The organism is Pseudomonas chlororaphis subsp. chlororaphis (assembly GCF_003945765.1).
In the GTDB taxonomy this organism is placed as follows: domain Bacteria; phylum Pseudomonadota; class Gammaproteobacteria; order Pseudomonadales; family Pseudomonadaceae; genus Aquipseudomonas; species Aquipseudomonas chlororaphis.
Map to the genome: position 1 here is coordinate 1,584,027 of NZ_CP027712.1, position 18,602 is coordinate 1,602,628.

At 60.1% G+C, this 18,602-nt stretch carries 24 protein-coding genes; 14 read left to right on the forward strand and 10 right to left on the reverse strand.

Features of this window, described 5'->3' with window-relative positions:
* Positions 1–53 precede the first annotated feature (53 nt).
* From C4K27_RS07205 to C4K27_RS07250, 9 genes are all read right to left on the reverse strand, one after another.
* On the reverse strand, positions 54–1,289 hold the full coding sequence (locus tag C4K27_RS07205; RefSeq protein WP_238437527.1) for an Arm DNA-binding domain-containing protein: 1,236 nt from the start codon (positions 1,287–1,289) through the stop codon (positions 54–56).
* Positions 1,286–1,540 carry an excisionase family protein gene (locus C4K27_RS07210; RefSeq protein WP_053259952.1) on the reverse strand — a complete coding sequence of 85 codons (255 nt, stop codon included), beginning with the start codon at positions 1,538–1,540 and terminating at the stop codon, positions 1,286–1,288. Before C4K27_RS07210 ends, C4K27_RS07205 begins: the two co-directional genes overlap by 4 nt.
* 15 nt (positions 1,541–1,555) lie before the next feature.
* Positions 1,556–1,777, reverse strand: coding sequence for a hypothetical protein (locus C4K27_RS07215; protein ID WP_053259953.1), 222 nt, complete (start codon positions 1,775–1,777; stop codon positions 1,556–1,558).
* Positions 1,770–2,768 (reverse strand): hypothetical protein, encoded by a 999-nt coding sequence (locus tag C4K27_RS31355; protein ID WP_174705599.1) that lies wholly within the window; start codon positions 2,766–2,768, stop codon positions 1,770–1,772. Before C4K27_RS31355 ends, C4K27_RS07215 begins: the two co-directional genes overlap by 8 nt.
* Positions 2,769–2,847: 79 nt before the next feature.
* On the reverse strand, positions 2,848–3,069 hold the full coding sequence (locus C4K27_RS07225; RefSeq protein WP_053259954.1) for a hypothetical protein: 222 nt from the start codon (positions 3,067–3,069) through the stop codon (positions 2,848–2,850).
* Positions 3,066–3,470 (reverse strand): hypothetical protein, encoded by a 405-nt coding sequence (locus tag C4K27_RS07230; protein WP_053259955.1) that lies wholly within the window; start codon positions 3,468–3,470, stop codon positions 3,066–3,068. The genes C4K27_RS07225 and C4K27_RS07230 overlap by 4 nt, the downstream gene beginning before the upstream one ends.
* Before the next feature lie 47 nt (positions 3,471–3,517).
* Positions 3,518–3,835 (reverse strand): pyocin activator PrtN family protein, encoded by a 318-nt coding sequence (locus C4K27_RS07235; protein WP_053259956.1) that lies wholly within the window; start codon positions 3,833–3,835, stop codon positions 3,518–3,520.
* Positions 3,836–3,993: 158 nt separating this feature from the next.
* Positions 3,994–4,284 (reverse strand): phage antirepressor KilAC domain-containing protein, encoded by a 291-nt coding sequence (locus tag C4K27_RS07245; RefSeq protein WP_053259957.1) that lies wholly within the window; start codon positions 4,282–4,284, stop codon positions 3,994–3,996.
* Between the two features lie 9 nt (positions 4,285–4,293).
* Complete coding sequence (locus C4K27_RS07250) at positions 4,294–4,884, reverse strand: hypothetical protein (RefSeq protein WP_053259958.1); 591 nt, start codon at positions 4,882–4,884, stop codon at positions 4,294–4,296.
* Between the two features lie 355 nt (positions 4,885–5,239).
* On the opposite strand from C4K27_RS07250, the gene C4K27_RS07255 reads away from it, so the two are divergent.
* The gene (locus tag C4K27_RS07255) at positions 5,240–5,956 is read left to right on the forward strand and encodes a hypothetical protein (protein WP_125737979.1); all 717 of its coding nucleotides are present in this window, start codon (positions 5,240–5,242) and stop codon (positions 5,954–5,956) included.
* A 6-nt stretch (positions 5,957–5,962) separates the two neighbouring features.
* On the opposite strand, the gene C4K27_RS07260 is transcribed toward C4K27_RS07255, so the two are convergent.
* Positions 5,963–6,694, reverse strand: a complete 732-nt coding sequence (locus tag C4K27_RS07260; protein WP_081002221.1) for a LexA family protein — start codon at positions 6,692–6,694, stop codon at positions 5,963–5,965.
* Between the two features lie 79 nt (positions 6,695–6,773).
* Here C4K27_RS07260 and C4K27_RS07265 point away from each other — a divergent pair, with 79 nt between their 5' ends.
* From C4K27_RS07265 to C4K27_RS07325, 13 genes are all read left to right on the forward strand, one after another.
* Positions 6,774–7,034, forward strand: a complete 261-nt coding sequence (locus tag C4K27_RS07265) for a hypothetical protein (RefSeq protein ID WP_081002222.1) — start codon at positions 6,774–6,776, stop codon at positions 7,032–7,034.
* A gap of 337 nt (positions 7,035–7,371) precedes the next feature.
* Positions 7,372–7,890 carry a phage regulatory CII family protein gene (locus C4K27_RS07270; RefSeq protein WP_053259961.1) on the forward strand — a complete coding sequence of 173 codons (519 nt, stop codon included), beginning with the start codon at positions 7,372–7,374 and terminating at the stop codon, positions 7,888–7,890.
* A complete protein-coding gene (locus tag C4K27_RS07275) occupies positions 7,883–8,110 on the forward strand; it encodes a TraR/DksA family transcriptional regulator (RefSeq protein ID WP_081002223.1) in 228 nt (75 codons plus the stop codon). Before C4K27_RS07270 ends, C4K27_RS07275 begins: the two co-directional genes overlap by 8 nt.
* Entirely contained in the window at positions 8,100–10,316 is a 2,217-nt protein-coding gene (locus C4K27_RS07280; RefSeq protein WP_053259962.1) for a VapE domain-containing protein, read from the forward strand. Before C4K27_RS07275 ends, C4K27_RS07280 begins: the two co-directional genes overlap by 11 nt.
* Positions 10,309–10,671 carry a PA0613 family protein gene (locus tag C4K27_RS07285; RefSeq protein ID WP_053259963.1) on the forward strand — a complete coding sequence of 121 codons (363 nt, stop codon included), beginning with the start codon at positions 10,309–10,311 and terminating at the stop codon, positions 10,669–10,671. The genes C4K27_RS07280 and C4K27_RS07285 overlap by 8 nt, the downstream gene beginning before the upstream one ends.
* Before the next feature lie 528 nt (positions 10,672–11,199).
* Complete coding sequence (locus C4K27_RS07290; protein WP_053259964.1) at positions 11,200–11,547, forward strand: phage holin family protein; 348 nt, start codon at positions 11,200–11,202, stop codon at positions 11,545–11,547.
* Between the two features lie 137 nt (positions 11,548–11,684).
* Positions 11,685–12,206 carry a DUF1441 family protein gene (locus tag C4K27_RS07295; protein WP_053259965.1) on the forward strand — a complete coding sequence of 174 codons (522 nt, stop codon included), beginning with the start codon at positions 11,685–11,687 and terminating at the stop codon, positions 12,204–12,206.
* 43 nt (positions 12,207–12,249) lie between these two features.
* The gene (locus C4K27_RS07300; RefSeq protein ID WP_173613332.1) at positions 12,250–14,136 is read left to right on the forward strand and encodes a phage terminase large subunit family protein; all 1,887 of its coding nucleotides are present in this window, start codon (positions 12,250–12,252) and stop codon (positions 14,134–14,136) included.
* Positions 14,137–14,148: 12 nt separating this feature from the next.
* Entirely contained in the window at positions 14,149–14,364 is a 216-nt protein-coding gene (locus C4K27_RS07305; protein ID WP_053259967.1) for a hypothetical protein, read from the forward strand.
* A 2-nt stretch (positions 14,365–14,366) separates the two neighbouring features.
* Positions 14,367–15,974 (forward strand): phage portal protein, encoded by a 1,608-nt coding sequence (locus C4K27_RS07310; RefSeq protein WP_053259968.1) that lies wholly within the window; start codon positions 14,367–14,369, stop codon positions 15,972–15,974.
* Between the two features lie 2 nt (positions 15,975–15,976).
* Positions 15,977–17,197, forward strand: coding sequence for a S49 family peptidase (locus C4K27_RS07315; protein ID WP_053259969.1), 1,221 nt, complete (start codon positions 15,977–15,979; stop codon positions 17,195–17,197).
* A gap of 11 nt (positions 17,198–17,208) precedes the next feature.
* Positions 17,209–17,559, forward strand: a complete 351-nt coding sequence (locus tag C4K27_RS07320) for a head decoration protein (RefSeq protein WP_053259970.1) — start codon at positions 17,209–17,211, stop codon at positions 17,557–17,559.
* Between the two features lie 11 nt (positions 17,560–17,570).
* A complete protein-coding gene (locus C4K27_RS07325) occupies positions 17,571–18,602 on the forward strand; it encodes a major capsid protein (RefSeq protein WP_053259971.1) in 1,032 nt (343 codons plus the stop codon).

Below are 18,602 nucleotides of genomic sequence, written 5' to 3' on the forward strand. Positions count from 1 at the left end.
TTGAGTTTTATTTTTCAAAGTGGGAGATGTCTAATCAGACAAATGCTCCCGACTTAATCTCCTTTATCTCTGAAACCTAACATTTTCGATACTAAACCAGCCATGCTCTTGGTGTCTTTTGGTATCCATCTACCATAATGTTTTCTCACCATCGTAGTGTCTGCATGTCCGAGCTGTCTTGCAACCCACTCGACCGGCACATAGCTCGAGAGCATCTGGCTGGCGAATGTGTGGCGGCACTGGTTAGCCCCGCGGTGCCGGACCCCTATTTTTTTCAGATGAGCGGTAAACCACTTGCTCAGGGTTTTGCCGTTCCAAAGCATGGCGCTTTTTGAGTTGCGGAAGAGTAAGCGGACCTTCTGTTTCTTCGCTGTGATGTTGTCGCGCTGTATGACTTTGATTTCAACGGCCGGTGCGGCCTGAGCTGCAGCGACAATCTCGCGCATCAGTTCGAGTGCTGGGTCTATCAGCTCGACGATCCGATTCCGTGATCGTTCCTTTGGCACCTTGAACTCTCCCACGACCAAGGCCCGGCGCACGTGAATGGTACCGGCGATGAGGTCTATGTCCTCCAGGGCCAGGGCGATGATTTCCGACATCGACAGGCCGGTCCAACAGTTGAAGGCGAGCATGCGAGCATCGGCCAAGCGCTCCGGGTCGCCCGTTGCAATCAGCTCGATTTCCTCGCGGCTGAACGGATCGGCGTGTTCTGAGTCGGAATCGGTGCCGACGTTGCTGATCCGGTCCAAGGGATTTGCTTTCAGGATCCCATCGCCGAAGGCGTCCGCCCAGACTCCGCGCACAATTGTGAAAATATCATTCACGGTCTTCGGGGCCAGGCCTTGCTTGAGCAGTTGCGCCTGGAACAGTTCGAGGTCGCTCTTACTGATATCGACGATACGTCTTTTACCGAACTTCGTGTCGACGTGTTTGGATTTGCTGACGTAGTTGTCGACTGTGCTGGTGGCGCGGAGGGCGCGTTGTACTTCCAGCCATCTTTCGATTCCTTCCTTGATGGTGCGTTTTGTCGAGTGGCCGCCCGTGCCCGAGAACATTGCCGCCCTCGGCGAGTCGGGGAAGTGCGCGGCGTAATCAAAGCGACCTTCCGCGATTTCGGTCAGGATCGTCCGGCGCTTGTTATCGGCGTAGGCAATAGATGCCTTGTTGATTTTGATAATGCCGGGCACAGGTTCACGGCAGCGTTGCCCGTAGAGCATGAACCAGATGCGCAGCTTCTTTCCGTTCAGCTCCACGCCAGTGGGCAGCTTCTCCCCGATCTTCTCTGTCATGGTTGGCCGGCCATCCACTTTTCGATTTCCACGCGGTTGTAAACAATCACGTTGGCGGGATCGGTGCGCCATTGTTTCTCTTCCAGCCAGATGCCGCGATCTCGATACTTCCGCACGGCCTCAGTGCTCAGTCCGAAAACGGGGAACAGTAATTCCTTTCTAATCCATACGGCGGGTGTAATAAGAAGTTGCACCGCTTCGGAAGTTTGATTGCTTGCTTCGTGAATGGGTTTAACTTGTTGCTTGGCCATAAAATATTCTCCGACTTACCGAAGGGCGCGCAGGCGCTGCACCTGCTGGAGTTTCTTTGCGGCCACGTTGGCCATGTAGGATTCCCACTCGACGTTCTTCCGCTGCTGCCGGATCTTGCTGCAGCTGGCGTGATTGCGGGTCGAGCGTGCTTTGCCACAGATGTCACATATCGTCGGCAAATCAAGGCGGTGAGTGGCCATGCGTGGTCTGATGAGCTGTGCCGCTTGTTCAGCCATGGCTCACCTCACAGGCTTGATGATGGTTGAGGAGCGCGGCACAGAGGATTTCGTCAAACTCCTCGATGGCCAGGGGGTCCCATCGTCCATTGCGCATCCTGTCGTGGTGCCACTTGATCCCGTTGTAAGTGACGCGCACATGCGTTGCGCTTATTTGAAGTTCAGCGACGCTGCCACTGCTGGCGGACTCCTCCATGGACTCCCTGATGCGCGATATTGTCACCGGCTTGGCGTGCTTGTTGTGCGCGGTCGATGCGTACGGCTCGCCACACTTGTTGCAACCGCTAGTGAAAGGGATGAACTCATGAACGCAAGGCTTTGAGCTGGCGAGCAGGATTGCCGCCTCGGCAATAGCTCGTAGTGAGTCCTGATTGTTACTGCCGGCGATTCGCTTCAGTAGGGCGAAATATGCCTTCGCCTCTTGGCTTTTCTCGATACCGATCTGGCTAGCCTTTGTCAGCTTGGCACGTAGGGTGTCGCGCTCTTCTTTCAACAGCGCATAGCCCGTCTGGTAAATGCCGAGGTCGTCTTGCAGCCGCTCAGCTTCGCTCACAGAAGCATGGCTGGACACCGGTTTCCAGGCGCGGCGCATCCAAGCAGAAAAAACCGCTCGGTATGCGTAATGCTCACGGGCGAACTTGTCGGATGTGCTCGATCCGGCTGCTCGAATGTAGGTGTCGCGGTTTGCGCAGTACTGCAGGCCTTCCGGAACCGGAAATTCCCTCTCGTATTCGGCTCGTTCGTCACGCGGGAAGGGCTTATACCCCACAACTGGCTGCGCGGGCGGGCGTTCCCGAGCGATTAGCGTTGCATCAACACTGGCTGCCTCGCGCAGCTTTTCGTGGGGTATAAGTGCCTCGGCAGTGGCGCAGACAGGGTCAATAATGCCTGCTGCTTCGCAGCAGAGACTCTTTGTTTCTTGCGCGTCGACGCCGCAAGTGTTGCGGAGCAAAGCGGGCATAGATTGGGTGTTGGTCTGTTCGATCTTCATGCCGCTTTACTCCGATGTTCGATTGCAAGTTGGTCCATCAGGTTGGGTGAAGCGCTTGCCGGTGTGGGGTGAGTCCGGGTCATGCGGCCTCCTTGACCAGATCGGCCAGCAGCAGGGCGTGTTCGGTGGTTTTACGGAGTTCGCGCAAGGCGTCGGCGCCGATCAGCACGGCCAGCTGGCGGTCGAACTCTTTACGGAAGCGCGACAGTTCTTGCAGCTCGGTGGTGGCTTTTGTGCATTTTTCCTGCAGCTCGCCGGCCGCCTCTGGGCTCAAGCGCAGTAATGGGATAGGGCGCTTCATGCTGCGTCCTCCTGAGCTACCGGCTCCAACGCCTCGGCCATGGCAAGAACCTGGTCCTGCAAGGCGAGCGTTTCGCGGGTGATGGTCTTGCCGGTGCGCAGTGCGCCGAAGGTTGCGGCGGCAATCCTCAGCTTGTCGGCGACGTCCAACAGAAACTCCCGTGACTGGCCGGCCTTGAGCTTTTTGCAGTGCTGGGCGAGGTGCAGGTGATCGGCCTGGATGAATTGCAGGGAGGCCTTCAGTTCCCTGATGGTCTTTGCGTTTTCTGCTTGGGTAACTTCTTTTCCTTCCAGCAGGCCTTTCGCCTGGCCATCCTTGCGGCCGAAAAAATAGCCGAGGTTGATCAGCAGAATGGCGGCGAGTGTCAGGCCGATCAGTGCATAGATTTGAATCGCGGTCATGTGGTGTGCTCCTGGTGGTTTGCTGGCCGGTGGTGGCGGCCGTTGGGTTAGTCGTTTGCTTCGGCTTGTGCTCGAGGCATTTCCTCGTCCGCCCTGTAGGCTCTGATATCGATCAGCGCAGCGACATGTCGGATGTGCACGTATTTCGGCGCCTTGCGGCTGCTGTCCAGCGTGGTCACGGGTAACTCGATCCTGCCGCTGGTGATCTCTGCCGCAAACGACTCCTTGTTGAGGTTGCGGAAATACTGCTCGCGCAGCCTTTCAAGGGGGATCAACACGTCACCGAAGGTTCGGTAGAGCAGTTCGACAGTGGATGAATCCGGTGCGGGGTGCAGTCGCAGCGGTGCTTGGCTGTTATTGCTCATGGCTCTGTTGGGCCTCCTTGCGTTTGTGGCGTGCCGGGTGGTTCCAGGCATTCAGGCAGTGGCTTTTGGTCAACTCCCGCAGATGTTCCGGTACCTCAAGGAGCGCAGCGTTGCGCTCCTCTTTAGTACGCAGGGCTAAGATCTGGCGGGCGTATTCTCTAGGCCACGTCACGGCGGTCTGGAGTTGCCGGGATCTCCGGCATCTCCAGCCCCAGCTGTTCAGCAAGCCAGCGCAGGCCGGCTTGCTTCACTCGGGTGGACTGGCTGTATTGCATCCCGAAATCCGGGTGCCACCATTGGCCGTTCTTGATGCTCAAGTACTCCCGGTCCCGGTGGGGGTAGGCCGGCAGCTTTTTGTCGTTGAGCAGGCCCTTCTCGCGCATGAGCTTGATCAGCGTTGGGCGGGTGATGCCGAAGTACTTGGCGGTCTTTGCGAGGTCGCGTTCCATGGTTGCCCCCTATGCCGCGTGTGCTGCAGGAGTTGCGACTGCAGCCAGGTGGTTGATGGACTCGACGATCTTCTCGTACATCTCGGTGTCGCTACCGCACACGGTGAAGCACTTGGTGCGGGGCTTCTTCACACCAATGCTCATGATGGTCGTCACGGCTTTGCGCGTGATGTTGCGATGGAGGGCAATGTGAATGGGGAGGTCGAACCCCATGTCCAGGCTGAGGGTGCCGCCTGTGCGCACCAGCTCAAACACCTGCTGCCGTTGTTCGGCTTCAAAGGTGCCGAAGCGGCGGCTTGCATGAGGAAGTGTCAGCAGATCGCCTGAACTGCTTGGGTCGAAGGGGCCGTTTACGATCTCCTCGATAAAGTCGGCCAGCTTGAGGTGCATCTTCTTTTCGTTCGGTAGGGTCAGCGTGTGGCGTTCGCTACCCAGCTCGACAGTGAAGAGCGTGTCGGATTTGCTGCGTTCAACCTTTAGGCGGAACGACAGCACATCACGCCGCGGGGTGGACCGAAGCGTATGAGTAAAGGTTTCGGTCAGATTGACCTGGGCGTTTAGCAGCCGCAGCGTGCGATTGTCGAGTTTGTACTTCCTCATGCTGCATGCCCTCCGCCGTTCGGGCTGAATGGAGTAGGGGTGCTGCGGGGTTTTTGCTTGGATTTGCTTGCGACGAATTCGCACCCGCTCTCACGGGCCAGGCGGCGGACTTCAAAGGTGCGGAAGGGGTCAGCAGCGGCCGGGTGGACGTGCAGGGTTGCTGTGGTGTGCATGGTATTGCCTCGCTCTGTGGTGGAAGAGTGAGGCAAATATCAACCGATGGTTGATTGTTGTCAACTGATGGTTGATCAGTGCGTGGGGTGGCGATTTAATGGCTTTGTCGTGGAGTACCACATATTCTTGATTTTTAGCCTTACTGGGCACAGGTCAGTAAGGCGCCAGATGGGGATATGTTGTGACTGAGATTTGTAAGTGTAAGCGTCAAGATTCTTTAAGTGTTTTTTTTCAGAATTACATTGGACATTTTGTTACTTTGCTTGCGGTAGTTATTACTGTCATTGGTGGATTCTTGACGTTCAATCATCAATGGGAAATGAATCGTCATGATCGATTGGTATCGGATGCGCATAAGGTTTCTGATGAGCTGACCGTGTTATTGTTCAACGATCTTAAATACTTGAAGGTTCTAAATGATAGCATTTCAAAGGGTGAAGATTGGGAGAGGTTTGTGCAAGGCCCATATGCAGAGTATCTAACTCGCAAGGAGGTTTGGCGCAGAGATGTAATCATTATGCATTATAAAGTCGAACGCTACTTCGGTAGCGACATTGCAAATGATCTCATAAATACCGAAAAGCTCATTTCTGGCGCTTCTTATGAGGATCTCAGTAGTCCCTCTCCTTGCGCTACGCCAGCAGATGCTGAGCGCAGCCTTATGGTGACGTCTGACGTGATTGAGTGCCAGATCCGCATGGCTGCTTATCTGAAGATGAAACTATCGAAAGATTCAGACGACGTATTTGGTGATATCACTCGAGATATTAACCTGTCTCGAAATAACGCTGAGAATATGAGATTGTATGACAGAGGTATCGTTTCTTATATCCGAGCGATTAATTCAAGGCTGACTAGTTTGGGGGAGGTAAGTGTTCAGCCGCTAATTGATAACTAGCACGAGTTATTCAGGGATGAATGAGCCTACCACCTTTCCGCAAATGTGCGTTTCTTCTGTGATGTCAATGATTGGATATTGCGGATTGATTGGCCTTAGGAACTGACGTCCTGCATCTTCGACCAGAATTTTAAATGTAGCTTCATTGGTGCGAGGAACTCTTGCAATAACTCTATCGCCAGTCTTGGTTTCTGCTTCAGGGTCCACAAATAGGATGCAGCCAGCCGGGTAGCTTCTCCCCGGTCCAGGATTCGTCATCGAGTCGCCAAGGACTTTTAGTGCGTATCCGTGGTTGCTGATCGGAACAGGGCAAGAAAGCCAAGAATCAGCATCATATGATTCAAAATTTGAAATCGCCTCGCTCCAAGCGCCTGCCTGCACCCACGAGATCAATGGAACCTTGCCAAAGCGTTGGTTAACTTCACTAACGTTACTCTCGTCACTGACAACCAGCTGGCGCACATTGCTTTCGCCGGTCTGTTCTTTCGGCAGTACGCCATATTCAAGCCACTCCCGGCGTACTTTCAGCCAGGAGCAAAGTGCAACCATACTGTCTGCTTCGGCGATGGCTTCGCCGTTGAGCCATTTACTGACAGCTTGAGTTGTCTTATCGACCCCCAAACTTTTCAATTTACGATGGATATCGACCCCTCGGCCTCGGCTGCGTACGCCGGCATCGTCGAGAGCTTCATGAAGGCGCGAGCTGAAAGCGGCGCGGAGTGCATTTTTATCAACCATGGGTTGAGAGTGCCACGGAGCTTGCGCAATAGTCAGTTGATGTTTAATATCAACTCCAGGTTGATAAATGGAGGGTGTCATGCTGGACCCCGCAGATTTTCCGAATGCTATTGCGTTCGCTTTTGAAGCTGTAGGCGGCATTGGGGCCGCCGCCAAGGTCTGTGACAGGAGTTATCAGGCGCTGAACAAATGGCGTCAGGCTGCTTGTTTGCCACGAACCGACTACACCGGTGAGACCCAGTACGCTGTGCTCTTGGCAACAGAGGCTAAGCAGAAGGGGAACGGCTTTGAACCGGCCTGGCTGCTGAGCGCATCTTCACCACATAGAGCTGCCGCATAGTTTAGTTAGAAAAAAGGCGACCTAAAGGCCGCCCAGTTCCTCCCGGCACGCACCACCACAGCGCTGTCGGGTCGCGGTAAAAGGTAGGCGGGCACACCACATGCGAACCGCCGACTCTTACCGCGCTTTCCAAGATACGGATACCTTGGGTTGCTGCCTTTCTCCACCACAGATAGGGCAGCTGTTGCGCCAGAGGTGAGCGACGGATCGCTTGCCTCGGCACGGTGCCGGTGTCGGTCTTGCGGACCTAGCCGGCGTTTGGGCCTCTTCAAGCCACGCGGCAAATGTATCACCACTGCATGTCGCGCGGCACTGGCAACTTACAAGGATTAATGCCATGAGCCGTATCGCTCTGAGTTCAATCGACCGGGCACAGCAGGAAATCCTGCCGCTCGATCTCGCGCTTTACCATGCTGCTCGGGACTACCCGGGCGGCGCCGCAGCCATCGCCGCCACCACCGGCAGAAACGCCACCACCCTGCAGCACAAACTATCCCCGACCCACCCCAGCCACACCGTGAACATTCAAGAGTTCGGCGAGATCCTGGAACTGACCAAGGATCGCCGCATTCTGGATGCGGTGCATGCACTGGTCGGAGACACGACTTGGCAGGAGCTGGCTGAGGCGTACACCAACGACATGCCCGAGACCCTGACCACCGGCATTGCGGAGTATTTCCGGCAGGTGGCCGCCCTGGCCGAGACTTGGGCCAAGAGCATCGGCGATGGGGTGGTGAGCGACCAAGAACTGGCCGCGATTCGCCTGCAGGTGTTCCGCGGTATTCAAGGGCTGCTGGGGTTGTTCAACCGCGCTACCTATGTCAACCAGACAACGCGGGGTGCTGACCGTGGCTGACATTGCCGACTTTGCCAACGACCTGGTGCAGGAGCGTATCGACCAGGCGCTTGCTGCACGTAACGCCGCCAAGCCTGCTTTGGCAGCGCATTCGTTCATGTTCTGTGAGGGATGCGATGAGCCAATCCCGGAAGCACGCCGTTTAGCTTCTCCGGGGTGCACCCAGTGTGTGGGCTGTCAGGCAGTCGACGAAGCGTGGGAGGCCCGCCATGCTCGATGAAGTGTTGGGGCAATTCGCAGACTACGGCCTTGAGCCCGCGCAGCCGCTGGTTTTCGGCAAGCTGACACGCTGCAAAACCTCGCAGGACAAGGGCAAGGAAAAGAACGGTTGGTACGTCGTCCATGAGCATCGGACTGAGAAAGGCGAGACGCTGATTTTCGGCAGCTTCGGTGACTGGCGCTCGGGCGAGACGCAGAAAATCAAGGTCAAGGTCGGGCGGATGTCACCGGAGGAGCGCGAGGTTATGCGCGCTCGGCAGGAAGAGGCCAAGCGCCGCGCCGCCGAGATCGCGGCTAATGCCGCACGTCGGGCGGCGAAACGGGCGGCAGGTATGTTCAACCGCATGCCGGAAAAGGGTCGCAGCGACTATCTGGATCGCAAACAGATCGTCGGCTTCGGCGTTCGCTATGCGCCGCGGTCTGGGTCTTTCCTGGTGCCGATGTGCAACGTACGGGACGAGATTGTCGGCCTGCAGGTGGTCTTTCCATCGAAGCAGGAGGACACCGGCCGGGACAAGTCCTATTGGCCCTACGGGATGTCGAAGGAGGGGGCGTTTCACTTGATCGGCCCGCATCCGGATCCTGGGGAGCCTGTGCTGGTCTGTGAGGGATACGCTACCGGCGCCAGCCTGCATATGGCGACTTCGCTGACAGTCGCCGTCGCGTTCGATGCGGGCAACCTATTGGTGGTCTGCAAGGCCATGCGCGAGCGCTTTGCAGGCTGCCCGCTGATCATCTGCCGAGACGATGACTGGAAGACCACGAAGCCGAATGGTGATCCATGGAACCCTGGCGAGGAGAAGGCCAACAATGCCGCGCTGATCGTCGGTGGCCAAGTGGTTGCGCCGATCTTTTCCGGCGAGCGACAAGAGAAGTGGACCGACTTTAATGACCTGCATGTTGCCGAAGGCCTGGAGGCGGTACGTCGCCAGGTATTGGCGGTGGTCAAGCCGCCTGCAGCCGGCGGCTGGAAGGATCTGTTGGCTCGTAGCGAAAGCGGCGCATTGATCGCCCATATGCAGAACGTCGAGCTGATCCTGGCCAATGACGAACGCTGGGCCGGGGTGATCAGTTACAGCGCCTTCAGCTCGAAGATCGTTAAGTTGCGTGCGGCCCCTTATGGCGGTGGCACGGGCGATTGGGCCGACATCGACGATATGCGTGTCATGAAGTGGCTCGCGCAGCAGTATAACTTGCGGGTCAAGGCGTCCCACGTGATTGAGGCGGTCAGTGTGGTTGCCCATGACCATGCCTTTCACCCGGTGCGCCAGTATCTGCAAAAGCTGGAATGGGACCGAGTGCCACGCCTGGAAAGCTGGTTGACTGACGTCATGGGCGTGAAGCCCAGCGACTACACGTCCAAGGTCGGCAAACGCTGGATGCTCTCGGCTGTTGCCAGGGTGATGAAGCCCGGCTGCAAGGCCGACTCGGTGATGATTCTCGAAGGGGCTCAGGGCGCTGGTAAGTCAACGGCGATGAGCATCCTCGGCGGCGAGTGGTTCATGGACACGCCGTTCGCCTTGGGCGACAAGGACGGTTTCCAGGCAATCCGCGGTAAGTGGATCGTCGAACTGGGCGAGCTGGACAGCTTCAACAAGGCCGAGTCGACCAAGGCCAAGCAGTTCTTCTCGGCATCCACTGATACCTACCGCGAGAGCTACGGCCGCAGGACTATGGACGTGCCACGCCAGTGTGTTTTCGTGGGTACGACCAACCAGGACGAGTACCTGAAGGACGCCACGGGCAACCGCCGCTATTGGCCGGTGGCATGTACCAAGGTCGAGCTCGAGCTGCTGCGGCAGATCCGCGATCAGCTGTGGGCCGAGGCCATGTTCTGCTACGAGGCAGGCGACCTCTGGTGGGTAACGTTGGACGAGGCGGCGATGTTCGGCGAAGTACAGGACGAACGCTTCGTGGTGGATGAGTGGGAAGGTCCAATCCTGACCTGGCTTGAAGAGTCGCAGATCGGCGAAACCACCACTGGCAGTGAGGTGCTGGCCAGTGCGCTGAAGCTCGACTACGGGCATTGGGGCAAGCCGGAGCAGATACGGGTCGGCGCGATCATGCACCGGCTGGGTTGGCGGCGTGTGCGTTTGCCGGCGTTGGTGAAAAGCGGTCAGCGGCCCTGGGCTTACAAGAAGCCGGCCGGGTGGGGCGGTGCGTCAGCGTTGCAGCGGGAAGCGTTCGAGGAGCCTTGCTTTGATTAAGCGAATCGACGACATGCTCAAGTTGTGGGCCGAGGATCTGCACAACCCGCACGAAGGTGGCTCGGAGTTGGGCGGCGGCAACATGATTGCGATGCTGATGGAGTGCAAGGGCGAGTTGATACGAGGGACTCGCGGCAGCCGGGTGTTGCTGGACGAGTCGGCGGATATCGAGCTGATCGTGAACAAACATATGCCTGCGCAGCTGTCGGTTCTTGTCCGGGAGCACTACTGCAACCACGACAGCTTCTTGTCGCAGAAGATGTTGCATTGTGGATGCAGTGCGCCGACCTACTACCGCCGCTTGCAGGAAGCTCATGTACTGATCGACGGCATGCTGATGGGGAAGGCTGCGTGACCCCAGGCATGACCTCGGCTGTCACTGTCCCATTGGCCCGTGTTTGCCCCATTGCGTTTAGGTGCGATGGGACAAGCGCGGGCCTTGTGTTTGTTGGCGTGTCCCATTGTCCCATCAGGAACACCACCCGCCCGCATGAGCGGAGCGCAGACCTGTACGCGCTATCGCGCGCATGCGTGTTTTTAGATTTTCTTCTTTACACGAGAAAAAGAAGAAATAGATAGGACAATGGGGCAGAGCCCCGAATTTAGGCGCTCTCAGGAGTCCCATACTCAGGTTGAGGTATGGGACATATGAGACGCCGCCGAAGCAACAGAATGCCGTGGGGAGATATTCGCCGACATTCGCCAGACGTTCACCCGGTGTTACCCACTTATTCACCGGGTGGCATTAAAGTGGGGTTGCTGCCATGAGAATCGACCTGTAAAAAGTAGCCATCTTCGATAGGTGCGACCGCAGAGAGCGGCAGACACCACACTCACCAAACCCGGCCCTTGTGCCGGGTTTTTGCGTTTAAGGGGCAGGGGAATGACGAACGAGCAGCAAACGCTGGTGGACATGCCGATCTGGATGCTGATTGTGCTTTCACTGGTCGGCGGTGTTTCCGGAGAGATGTGGCGAGCCGACAAGGCGGGCGCCCGGGGCTGGTCCTTGGTTCGCCGCCTGGCACTTCGGTCGGGGGCCTGCGTGGTCTGCGGGCTTGGCACCATCATGCTGCTGCATGCCGCTGGGGTTTCGATCCTTGCTGCAGGCGGGATCGGATGCCTGACAGCCATGGCCGGCGCCGATGTTGCGATTGGCCTGTACGAACGCTGGGCCGCAAAGCGGTTGGGCCTCGGGCAAGTGCCGCCGGCCAATGGCGAGGCGGGACAGTGACCCGGCCAGGGGGCGGGGGTGGGGGCCGGTTTTTTTGGGTCCTCCCCCCGGCCCGCCCCCTACACGGGTGCGCAGACTCGCGGTTTCCCTGCAGCTGAGATTTCGGCAGGGATGTCCGTCTTTTCAGGGACTTAGTGATGGGCAAGACAGTCAGCAAGGTTGAACTGGGCGAGATCGTCGGTCGAGACGAAAGAACCCTGAGCCGGTGGCAGAAGAGTGGCATGCCGGTGATCGAATTCGGCGTGGGGCGCGGCAACGAAAACCAGTACGACACCCAGGAGGTGATCGAATGGCTGATGCGCCAGGCCGCATTGAACGGCAAGAAAGAATCCACCCGCGACCGACTCGACAGGCTGCGCGGAGATCGCGAGGAACTGGCGTTGGCCAAGGACTTGGGTGAAGTCGTGATCGAAGCCGAGATGGTCGAGCGCTTCGAAGCGGTGATCACCGCGGCCAAGATCGAACTGCTGAATACCTTCCCTGATGAGCTGGCGGCAACCCTGTCCGCCCAGTACGGCGTGCAGGTCGACGACCAACTGATCCGCGATCCCATCGAATCAATACTGAGGAGGTTGTCCGCGTATGACGAGGATGACGATCTCGCTGGGGATCCTGACGAGTCGGACGACGAGGAGGGCTCTGAGGAAGACGGCGAGTAAAGCGATGGGCCGGGTCTGCCGCAAGTGGGCGCCGCCCCCGCGCATGACCATTATCCAGTGGGCGGACAAGTTCCGCTGGCTGGCCCCTGAAGAGTCAGCCACACCCGGTAAGTACCGGTTCGACAAGACACCGCACCTGATCTGGCCCGGTGGTCCACTGGAGGCGCTGGACGATCCGAACGTTGGCGAGATCGTGGGCCGCAAGTCGGCCCAAGTGGCCTGGACGTCGGGCGTGTTGGGCAATGCCCTCTGCAAGTGGATCGACCTCGACCCATCCCCGATCCTGATCCTGTTCCCCAAGGCCGAAGCAGCCAAGCAGTATGTCGGCGAGAAGCTCGAGCCGATGATCGAGGCCACGCCGCGGCTGCGCAAGAAAGTCGACCTGCGCAGCCGCAAGCTGCAGCAGCGCCAGGACTTCAAGCGGTTCCCCGGCGGCTTCCTGAAAATGGTCGGCTCCAACAGCCCGGCCAGCGTGAAATCGACGCCGGTACCGCGGGTCGCCATCGAAGAGCCCGACGACTGCAACCTGAACCTGCGGGGGCAGGGGGACAGCATCAAGCTGGCCAAGGAGCGTCTCAAGACGTTCCGGCGGTCGAAGATCATCATCGGCGGCACCCCGACCATCAAAGGGCTGTCGGCGATTGATGCCGAGTTGGAGCTGTCGGACAAGCGCGTGGGTCTGGTTCCGTGTCACGGCTGCGGCCAGGCGCACGCGCTGAGCTTCGACCATCTGCATTGCGACGAGGACGAGCACTACTTCCATGAGGTGTACGGTAAGCGCCGCCCGGAAACGGCGTACTACGCATGCCCTCACTGCGGCGAGATCTGGGATGACCACCAGAAGAACGCCAACCTCAAGCGTGGGCGCTGGGAGGCAACTGCCGAGTTCCGCGGCATCGCCGGCTACATCCTCAACGAGCTGTATGCCACGTTCCATGGCTCGCGCTTCGAAGTGCTGATGGAGAAGAAGCTGCAGGCCGAACACGCAGCGTCGCTTGGCAACATCGGCCCGATGATCGCCTTCACCAACAGCTCGATGGGCGAGAGCTACGAGTACAAGAGCAACGCGCCGAAAACGGACGAACTGGAGAAGCGTGCCGAACCCTACGCCGAGTTGACTGCCCCGAAGGGCACGCTGCTGGTCACGGTCGGTGTCGACGTCCAGGGCGACCGCCTCGCGCTGGTCATCGTGGGTTGGGGGCGAGGGGAGGAGTCCTGGCGGTTGTACTGGGGCGAGCTGCCCGGCAACCCGATCGACCCGAATGACGGGGTGTGGACGGAGCTCGACAGGATCATCGCCACGCCGATCCCCACTGAGAGTGGTGCGCAACTGGCCGTGTCGGCGGTCAGCATCGACAGCTCCGACGGTAACACCAGCGACGCGGTGTACACCTACGTACGGGATCGCCAGCGCTTCAACATCATGGCGATCAAGGGCGCGTCCATCGACAGCCGGGACCGGGAGATCTTCACCAAGCCGGCCCAGTCAGCGGATACCAGCCAGGACAACACCAAGGCCGCCAGGTATGGCCTGCGCGTGTTCATCGTCGGTACCCACAAGGCCAAGACGCTGATCGATGGCCGGATGCGCCTCAAGGGCAGCGGGCCAGGGCGCATGCACTGGTACAGCGAGATCCGCGCGGACTACTACGAGCAGGTGACCAACGAAGTCCTGGCGCCGCACCCGCGCAACCCCAGCAAGATGGTCTGGCAGAAGAAGGCCGGCCGGCGCAACGAGGCGCTGGACTGCGAGGTGTACGCCTTGCACGCGGCCCGCAGCCTCAAGACCCATCTGCTGCGCGACAACGAATGGGACCAGCTGGAGCAGCAACTGCTTCAGCCCACCCTCTTCACTACTGAACAGGCGGTGGCGCCGATTCCTCGTCGCGTGGTTTCGCGCGGCAGGGGCACGCGGAGCCGCGTCAGCTAACCGAGGTTCACCATGACAGATGCACAACAACGCCTTGCCGATGTCCGGGCGGCGATCTCGCGCGTCCTGAAGAACGGCCAGCGGCTGCGTCGGCAGGATCGCGAGGTCCAGCTGGCCGAGCTCAACAGCTTGCGCTTGCTGGAGAAACAGTACGCCGAAGAGGTCGTCGCAGAGCAGGCCCTGCTTCAGGGCCGGGGCCGTAACCGCATTTCCTACGTGGGGATCTGACCATGTGGCCGTTCAGTAAACGGGAGTCGGCTGCCGAGCAACTGATGACCGAAGCGATCCGCGTGGCCAGGGCATCGGTCGATGGGCAACAGATCGTCGCCCAGGGCGGCGGCGGTGGGGTTGAAACCCGTTGGCGCGGCGCGTCGCGGGTATTGCGCAGCGTAGCCAGCTGGCTGCCTGGCCTCGGCAGCCCACGGCGCGACTTCAATCAGAACGAGCGCCGGATGCTGGTGGCGCGCTCCCGTGATGCCATGCGTAACCACCTGGTGGCCCGCGCGGCCATCACACGGCTACGCACCAACGTCGTGGGCACGGGGCTGGTCTGTCGCGCCCAGGTCGACCATGAAGCGCTGGGCCTGACCGAAGAGGAGGCCGAACAGCTCAACGCTAAGCTGGACCGGTTGTGGTCGCTGTATGCCGATGACCCGAGGGAGTGCGACGCCGAAGCGACACTCAACCATTACCAGCTGCAAGCCCTGGTGCTGGTGTCGTCGATGGTGGCGGGTGACGTGTTCGTGGCCAGCCCGGACCAGGAGCGCCCCGGTTGCATCTTCAGTACGCGGCTGCAGCTGATCGAGTCCGACCGTGTCGGCAACCCGAACGGCGGCATGGACCGCGCGGACCTGGTGGAAGGGGTCGAGTTCGACGGGCTGGGTTCGCCTGTGGCGTACCACGTGTGTTCCGGCTACCCCGGCGAGCATTTGGCGGGTAAGGCACTGCATTGGGAGCGGCTGACCGTGTTCGGTGCTGAGACTGGGCGGCGTCGCGTGCTGCACGTCATGGCCGACAAGGAGCGGCCTGGGCAGAAGCGCGGAGTACCGTACCTGTCCCCGGTGCTGGAGCCCCTGCAGAAGCTGGAGCGCTACAGCAGCGCCGAGCTGATGGCGGCGGTGATCTCGGCAATGTTCACCGTGTTCATCAAGAAGAGCAACGACTTCAACACCAGCAACCTGCCGATGTCGGCGCTGACTGAAGAACAGCCCGGAGGCGATGACAGCTCTGACGGCACGCTGGCTCTGGGTGAAGGCGCCATCGTGGATCTCGGCGTGGGTGAGGAACCGATGGTGGCCAACCCCGGCCGCCCAAACGCCCAGTTCGACCCGTTCTTCACCGCGGTGGTGAAGGAGATCGGCGCGGCACTGGAACTGCCGCTGGAAGAGCTGCTGTTGCACTACAGCAGCAGCTACAGCGCCGCCCGTGCCGCGATGCTCCAGGCCTGGCGCTTCTACAGCTTGCGCCGCTGGTGGCTGGCCTGCGACTTCTGCCAGCCGAGCCGCGAGCTGATCATCGATGAGGCTGTGGCCAGAGGGTTGATCGACCTGCCCGGATACAACATTCCGGCCAGGCGCAAAGCCTATTGCCAAGCCATCTGGATTGGCCCGGCCCGTGGCGCCATCGATGAGCTCAAGGAAGCCAACGCTGCCGGCAAGCGCATCGAGATCGGCGTGAGCAACGAGACCCTGGAAACGGCGGCCATGACCGGTGAGCCCTGGCAGCAGGTCATTCGTCAGCGAACCCGCGAAGTCACCTATCGCCGTACACACAACATGCAGGCCCTGCCCAAGAGCGGGCTCGAAACCCCGCCTGACCCCAACCCCGAAGAGGAATAGAGATGCCTCGAGCACTTGAGCTGGCTGCCTCGCAGCCCTGGCTGATGCTGCCTGACGCGCTGGACAACCTGCTGACCATCTCCGACCGCATGGGCGATCCGGTGGCGCTGGCGACCAAGCGCGGCGAGCAGCTGGAGGACACCCGCAAGGTGACCATGCGCAACGGCGTGGCGGTGGTGCCGGTCGTTGGGCCGATCTTCCGTTACGCGAACCTGTTCACCGAGATCAGCGGTGCGACCAGCACGCAGATCCTGGCCACGGACATTCAGCGAGCGCTGGATGACCCCAAGGTCAGGTCGATCGTACTCAACATCGACAGCCCCGGTGGGGTCGCGTCGGGCATCAACGAGCTGGCCGAGATGATCTACGCCGGCCGCGCGCGCAAGCGCATCGTCGCGTACATCGGCGGGATCGGGGCCAGTGCGGCCTACTGGATCGCCTCGGCGGCCAGCGAAATTGTCATCGACGAGGCCAGCCTGGCCGGCAGCATCGGCGTCGTTGTTGAGGCGGTAGTCGAGAACGAGAAGGTGAGCGGGCGGACCCGTTACCAGATCGTCAGCCGCAATGCCCCCAACAAGCGCCCGGACCTCAACACCGAGGAAGGCCGGGCGAAGCTGGGCGAGACCATCGACGCCCTGGGCGAAGTCTTCGTGGGCAAGGTTGCCCGCAACCTCGGCGTGACTGCCGAGAAGGTGCCCGAGATGGGCGATCACGGCGGGATCCGCGTCGGTGCTGATGCCGTCAAGCACGGCCTGGCCCATCGCGTGGGCTCGCTCGAATCCCTGATTACTGAACTGGCCAAGCCGGCCCTCAACTCCCCAAGGATACACACCATGACCACCGTCACTACCACGGCAGAACTGCGCACGGCGATTGCAGCTGGCACCGACCCCAACACCATCGAGATCGCTCAGGCGGCCCAGCCTGACACCGCGGCGATCCGCACCGAGGCTGCCACCGCCGAGCGTGAGCGCATCAAGGGCATCAACGCCCTGGCCGCCAAAGGCTTCGAGAAGGAAGTCGGGGCGGCCATCGACGATGGCAGCTCTGTAGAAGCCACCGCCCTGGTGCTGTTCAAGGCGGCCCAGGACCGCGGTATCTCGCTGGCTGCCATCAAGGGTGATGCCCAAGGCGTCACCAGCACTTCCCCATCCACTGACAGCAAGCAAGCTGACCGCAAAGCCGCTGTCAGCGCCATTGTGGCCGGCGCGTCGCGCCGCTGAAGGAGAGTTTCATGAGCAACCCCGAACGCAAGACCTACCTGCCGAGCCAGCTCTCGGCGGGCGATTTCCCCATCGTGATGGACATCGGCGTTATCGCAACTGGCCAGAAGCTGGCCCGCGGTGCGGTGCTGGGCCAGGTCACCACCACCAGTGAGTACCTGTTGTGCAAGGCCGCTGCCGAAGACGGCTCGCAGGCGCCCGCGGTGATCCTCGATCAGGACGTCGACACCACCGACGGCGCCAAGAGCGCGCCGATCCGTCTGACCGGCCAGGTGCTGGGCAGCCAACTCACCTTTGGCGAGGGCCTGACCCTGGCCGCTGCGAAGGCCGCTCTGCGTCCTCTCTGCCTCTTCATTCGTTGATCGGAGCACCCATGACTGACATTTTCGACACCCTGACCATGCTGGAAGCCGTCGAGCAGATGGTGACGCCGCGGCGCTTCCTCATGAACACTTTCTTCAACGGCGGCGCTCCCGAGACCTTCGGCACCGAAACGGTCTCCATCGACATCGTGAAGGGCCAGCGCAAGATGGCGCCGTTCGTACACCCGACCCTGCCAGGCAGCGTATCGCAGCGTACCGGCATCAACTCGTCGACCTACAAGCCGCCGTACATTCAGCCGAAGCGCGAAACCCGTGCAGAGCTGATCCTGAAGCGCGGTGCGGGCGAGAACCCATTCTCGACACGCACTCCGCTTGAGCGAGCCGGTGAGCTGCTCGGCCGTGACCTGGTGGACCTCGATGACGAGATCACTCGCCGCGAGGAGTGGATGTGCGCCCAAGCGCTGACGACCGGGCGTATCCGGGTAGTCGGCGACGGTGTGGATGACACCATCGACTTCCTCATGGAAGACACCCACAAGGTCACGCTTGCCACCGGTCGCTGGAACACCGAGGGCTCTGACCCGATCGCCAATATGCGCCAGTGGCGCCGTCTGATCGCCAAGGACTCCGGTCGATCGGCAAACGTGGCGGTGTTGAGCGCCGAGGCGCAGGACGCCTTCCAGAGCAACAAGACGGTGCTGGCACAACTGAACAGCCGGCGCGTGGACATGGGGATGATCAAGCCCGAGGAGCTGCCGGACGGGGTGACCTACCTCGGTTACCTCAACGATCCGGGCATCGATCTGTACGTCTACGACGAGTGGTACCTGGACGCAGCCGATACCGAACAGCCGGTGATTCCAGCTGGCGGCTTGATTCTGGGTTCCACCTCGACCCGCAACGCCATGCTTTACGCGGCCATTCAGGATCTGGAAGCCATCGAGAGCGGCCTGGTCGAAGCGGCGCGCTTCCCCAAGAGCTGGGTCACCCAGGAGCCGAGCGTGCGTTGGTTGAAGCTCCAATCGGCTCCTCTGGCCGGCATGCTGGAACCGAATGCTTTCCTCTACGCAAAGGTGGTGTGA

What these genes read in the sequence shown, in the direction of transcription:
- C4K27_RS07325 (WP_053259971.1), top strand. Translation starts at nt 17,571, where the DNA reads ATGACTGACATTTTCGACACCCTGACCATGCTGGAAGCCGTCGAGCAG.
- C4K27_RS07300 (WP_173613332.1), top strand. Translation starts at nt 12,250, where the DNA reads ATGACCATTATCCAGTGGGCGGACAAGTTCCGCTGGCTGGCCCCTGAA.
- C4K27_RS07225 (WP_053259954.1), bottom strand. Translation starts at nt 3,069, where the DNA reads ATGAAGCGCCCTATCCCATTACTGCGCTTGAGCCCAGAGGCGGCCGGC.
- C4K27_RS07305 (WP_053259967.1), top strand. Translation starts at nt 14,149, where the DNA reads ATGACAGATGCACAACAACGCCTTGCCGATGTCCGGGCGGCGATCTCG.
- C4K27_RS07290 (WP_053259964.1), top strand. Translation starts at nt 11,200, where the DNA reads ATGACGAACGAGCAGCAAACGCTGGTGGACATGCCGATCTGGATGCTG.
- C4K27_RS07315 (WP_053259969.1), top strand. Translation starts at nt 15,977, where the DNA reads ATGCCTCGAGCACTTGAGCTGGCTGCCTCGCAGCCCTGGCTGATGCTG.
- C4K27_RS07270 (WP_053259961.1), top strand. Translation starts at nt 7,372, where the DNA reads ATGAGCCGTATCGCTCTGAGTTCAATCGACCGGGCACAGCAGGAAATC.
- C4K27_RS07310 (WP_053259968.1), top strand. Translation starts at nt 14,367, where the DNA reads ATGTGGCCGTTCAGTAAACGGGAGTCGGCTGCCGAGCAACTGATGACC.
- C4K27_RS31355 (WP_174705599.1), bottom strand. Translation starts at nt 2,768, where the DNA reads ATGAAGATCGAACAGACCAACACCCAATCTATGCCCGCTTTGCTCCGC.
- C4K27_RS07260 (WP_081002221.1), bottom strand. Translation starts at nt 6,694, where the DNA reads ATGGTTGATAAAAATGCACTCCGCGCCGCTTTCAGCTCGCGCCTTCAT.
- C4K27_RS07230 (WP_053259955.1), bottom strand. Translation starts at nt 3,470, where the DNA reads ATGACCGCGATTCAAATCTATGCACTGATCGGCCTGACACTCGCCGCC.
- C4K27_RS07265 (WP_081002222.1), top strand. Translation starts at nt 6,774, where the DNA reads ATGCTGGACCCCGCAGATTTTCCGAATGCTATTGCGTTCGCTTTTGAA.
- C4K27_RS07235 (WP_053259956.1), bottom strand. Translation starts at nt 3,835, where the DNA reads ATGAGCAATAACAGCCAAGCACCGCTGCGACTGCACCCCGCACCGGAT.
- C4K27_RS07320 (WP_053259970.1), top strand. Translation starts at nt 17,209, where the DNA reads ATGAGCAACCCCGAACGCAAGACCTACCTGCCGAGCCAGCTCTCGGCG.
- C4K27_RS07245 (WP_053259957.1), bottom strand. Translation starts at nt 4,284, where the DNA reads ATGGAACGCGACCTCGCAAAGACCGCCAAGTACTTCGGCATCACCCGC.
- C4K27_RS07215 (WP_053259953.1), bottom strand. Translation starts at nt 1,777, where the DNA reads ATGGCTGAACAAGCGGCACAGCTCATCAGACCACGCATGGCCACTCAC.
- C4K27_RS07295 (WP_053259965.1), top strand. Translation starts at nt 11,685, where the DNA reads ATGGGCAAGACAGTCAGCAAGGTTGAACTGGGCGAGATCGTCGGTCGA.
- C4K27_RS07250 (WP_053259958.1), bottom strand. Translation starts at nt 4,884, where the DNA reads ATGAGGAAGTACAAACTCGACAATCGCACGCTGCGGCTGCTAAACGCC.
- C4K27_RS07205 (WP_238437527.1), bottom strand. Translation starts at nt 1,289, where the DNA reads ATGACAGAGAAGATCGGGGAGAAGCTGCCCACTGGCGTGGAGCTGAAC.
- C4K27_RS07210 (WP_053259952.1), bottom strand. Translation starts at nt 1,540, where the DNA reads ATGGCCAAGCAACAAGTTAAACCCATTCACGAAGCAAGCAATCAAACT.
- C4K27_RS07280 (WP_053259962.1), top strand. Translation starts at nt 8,100, where the DNA reads ATGCTCGATGAAGTGTTGGGGCAATTCGCAGACTACGGCCTTGAGCCC.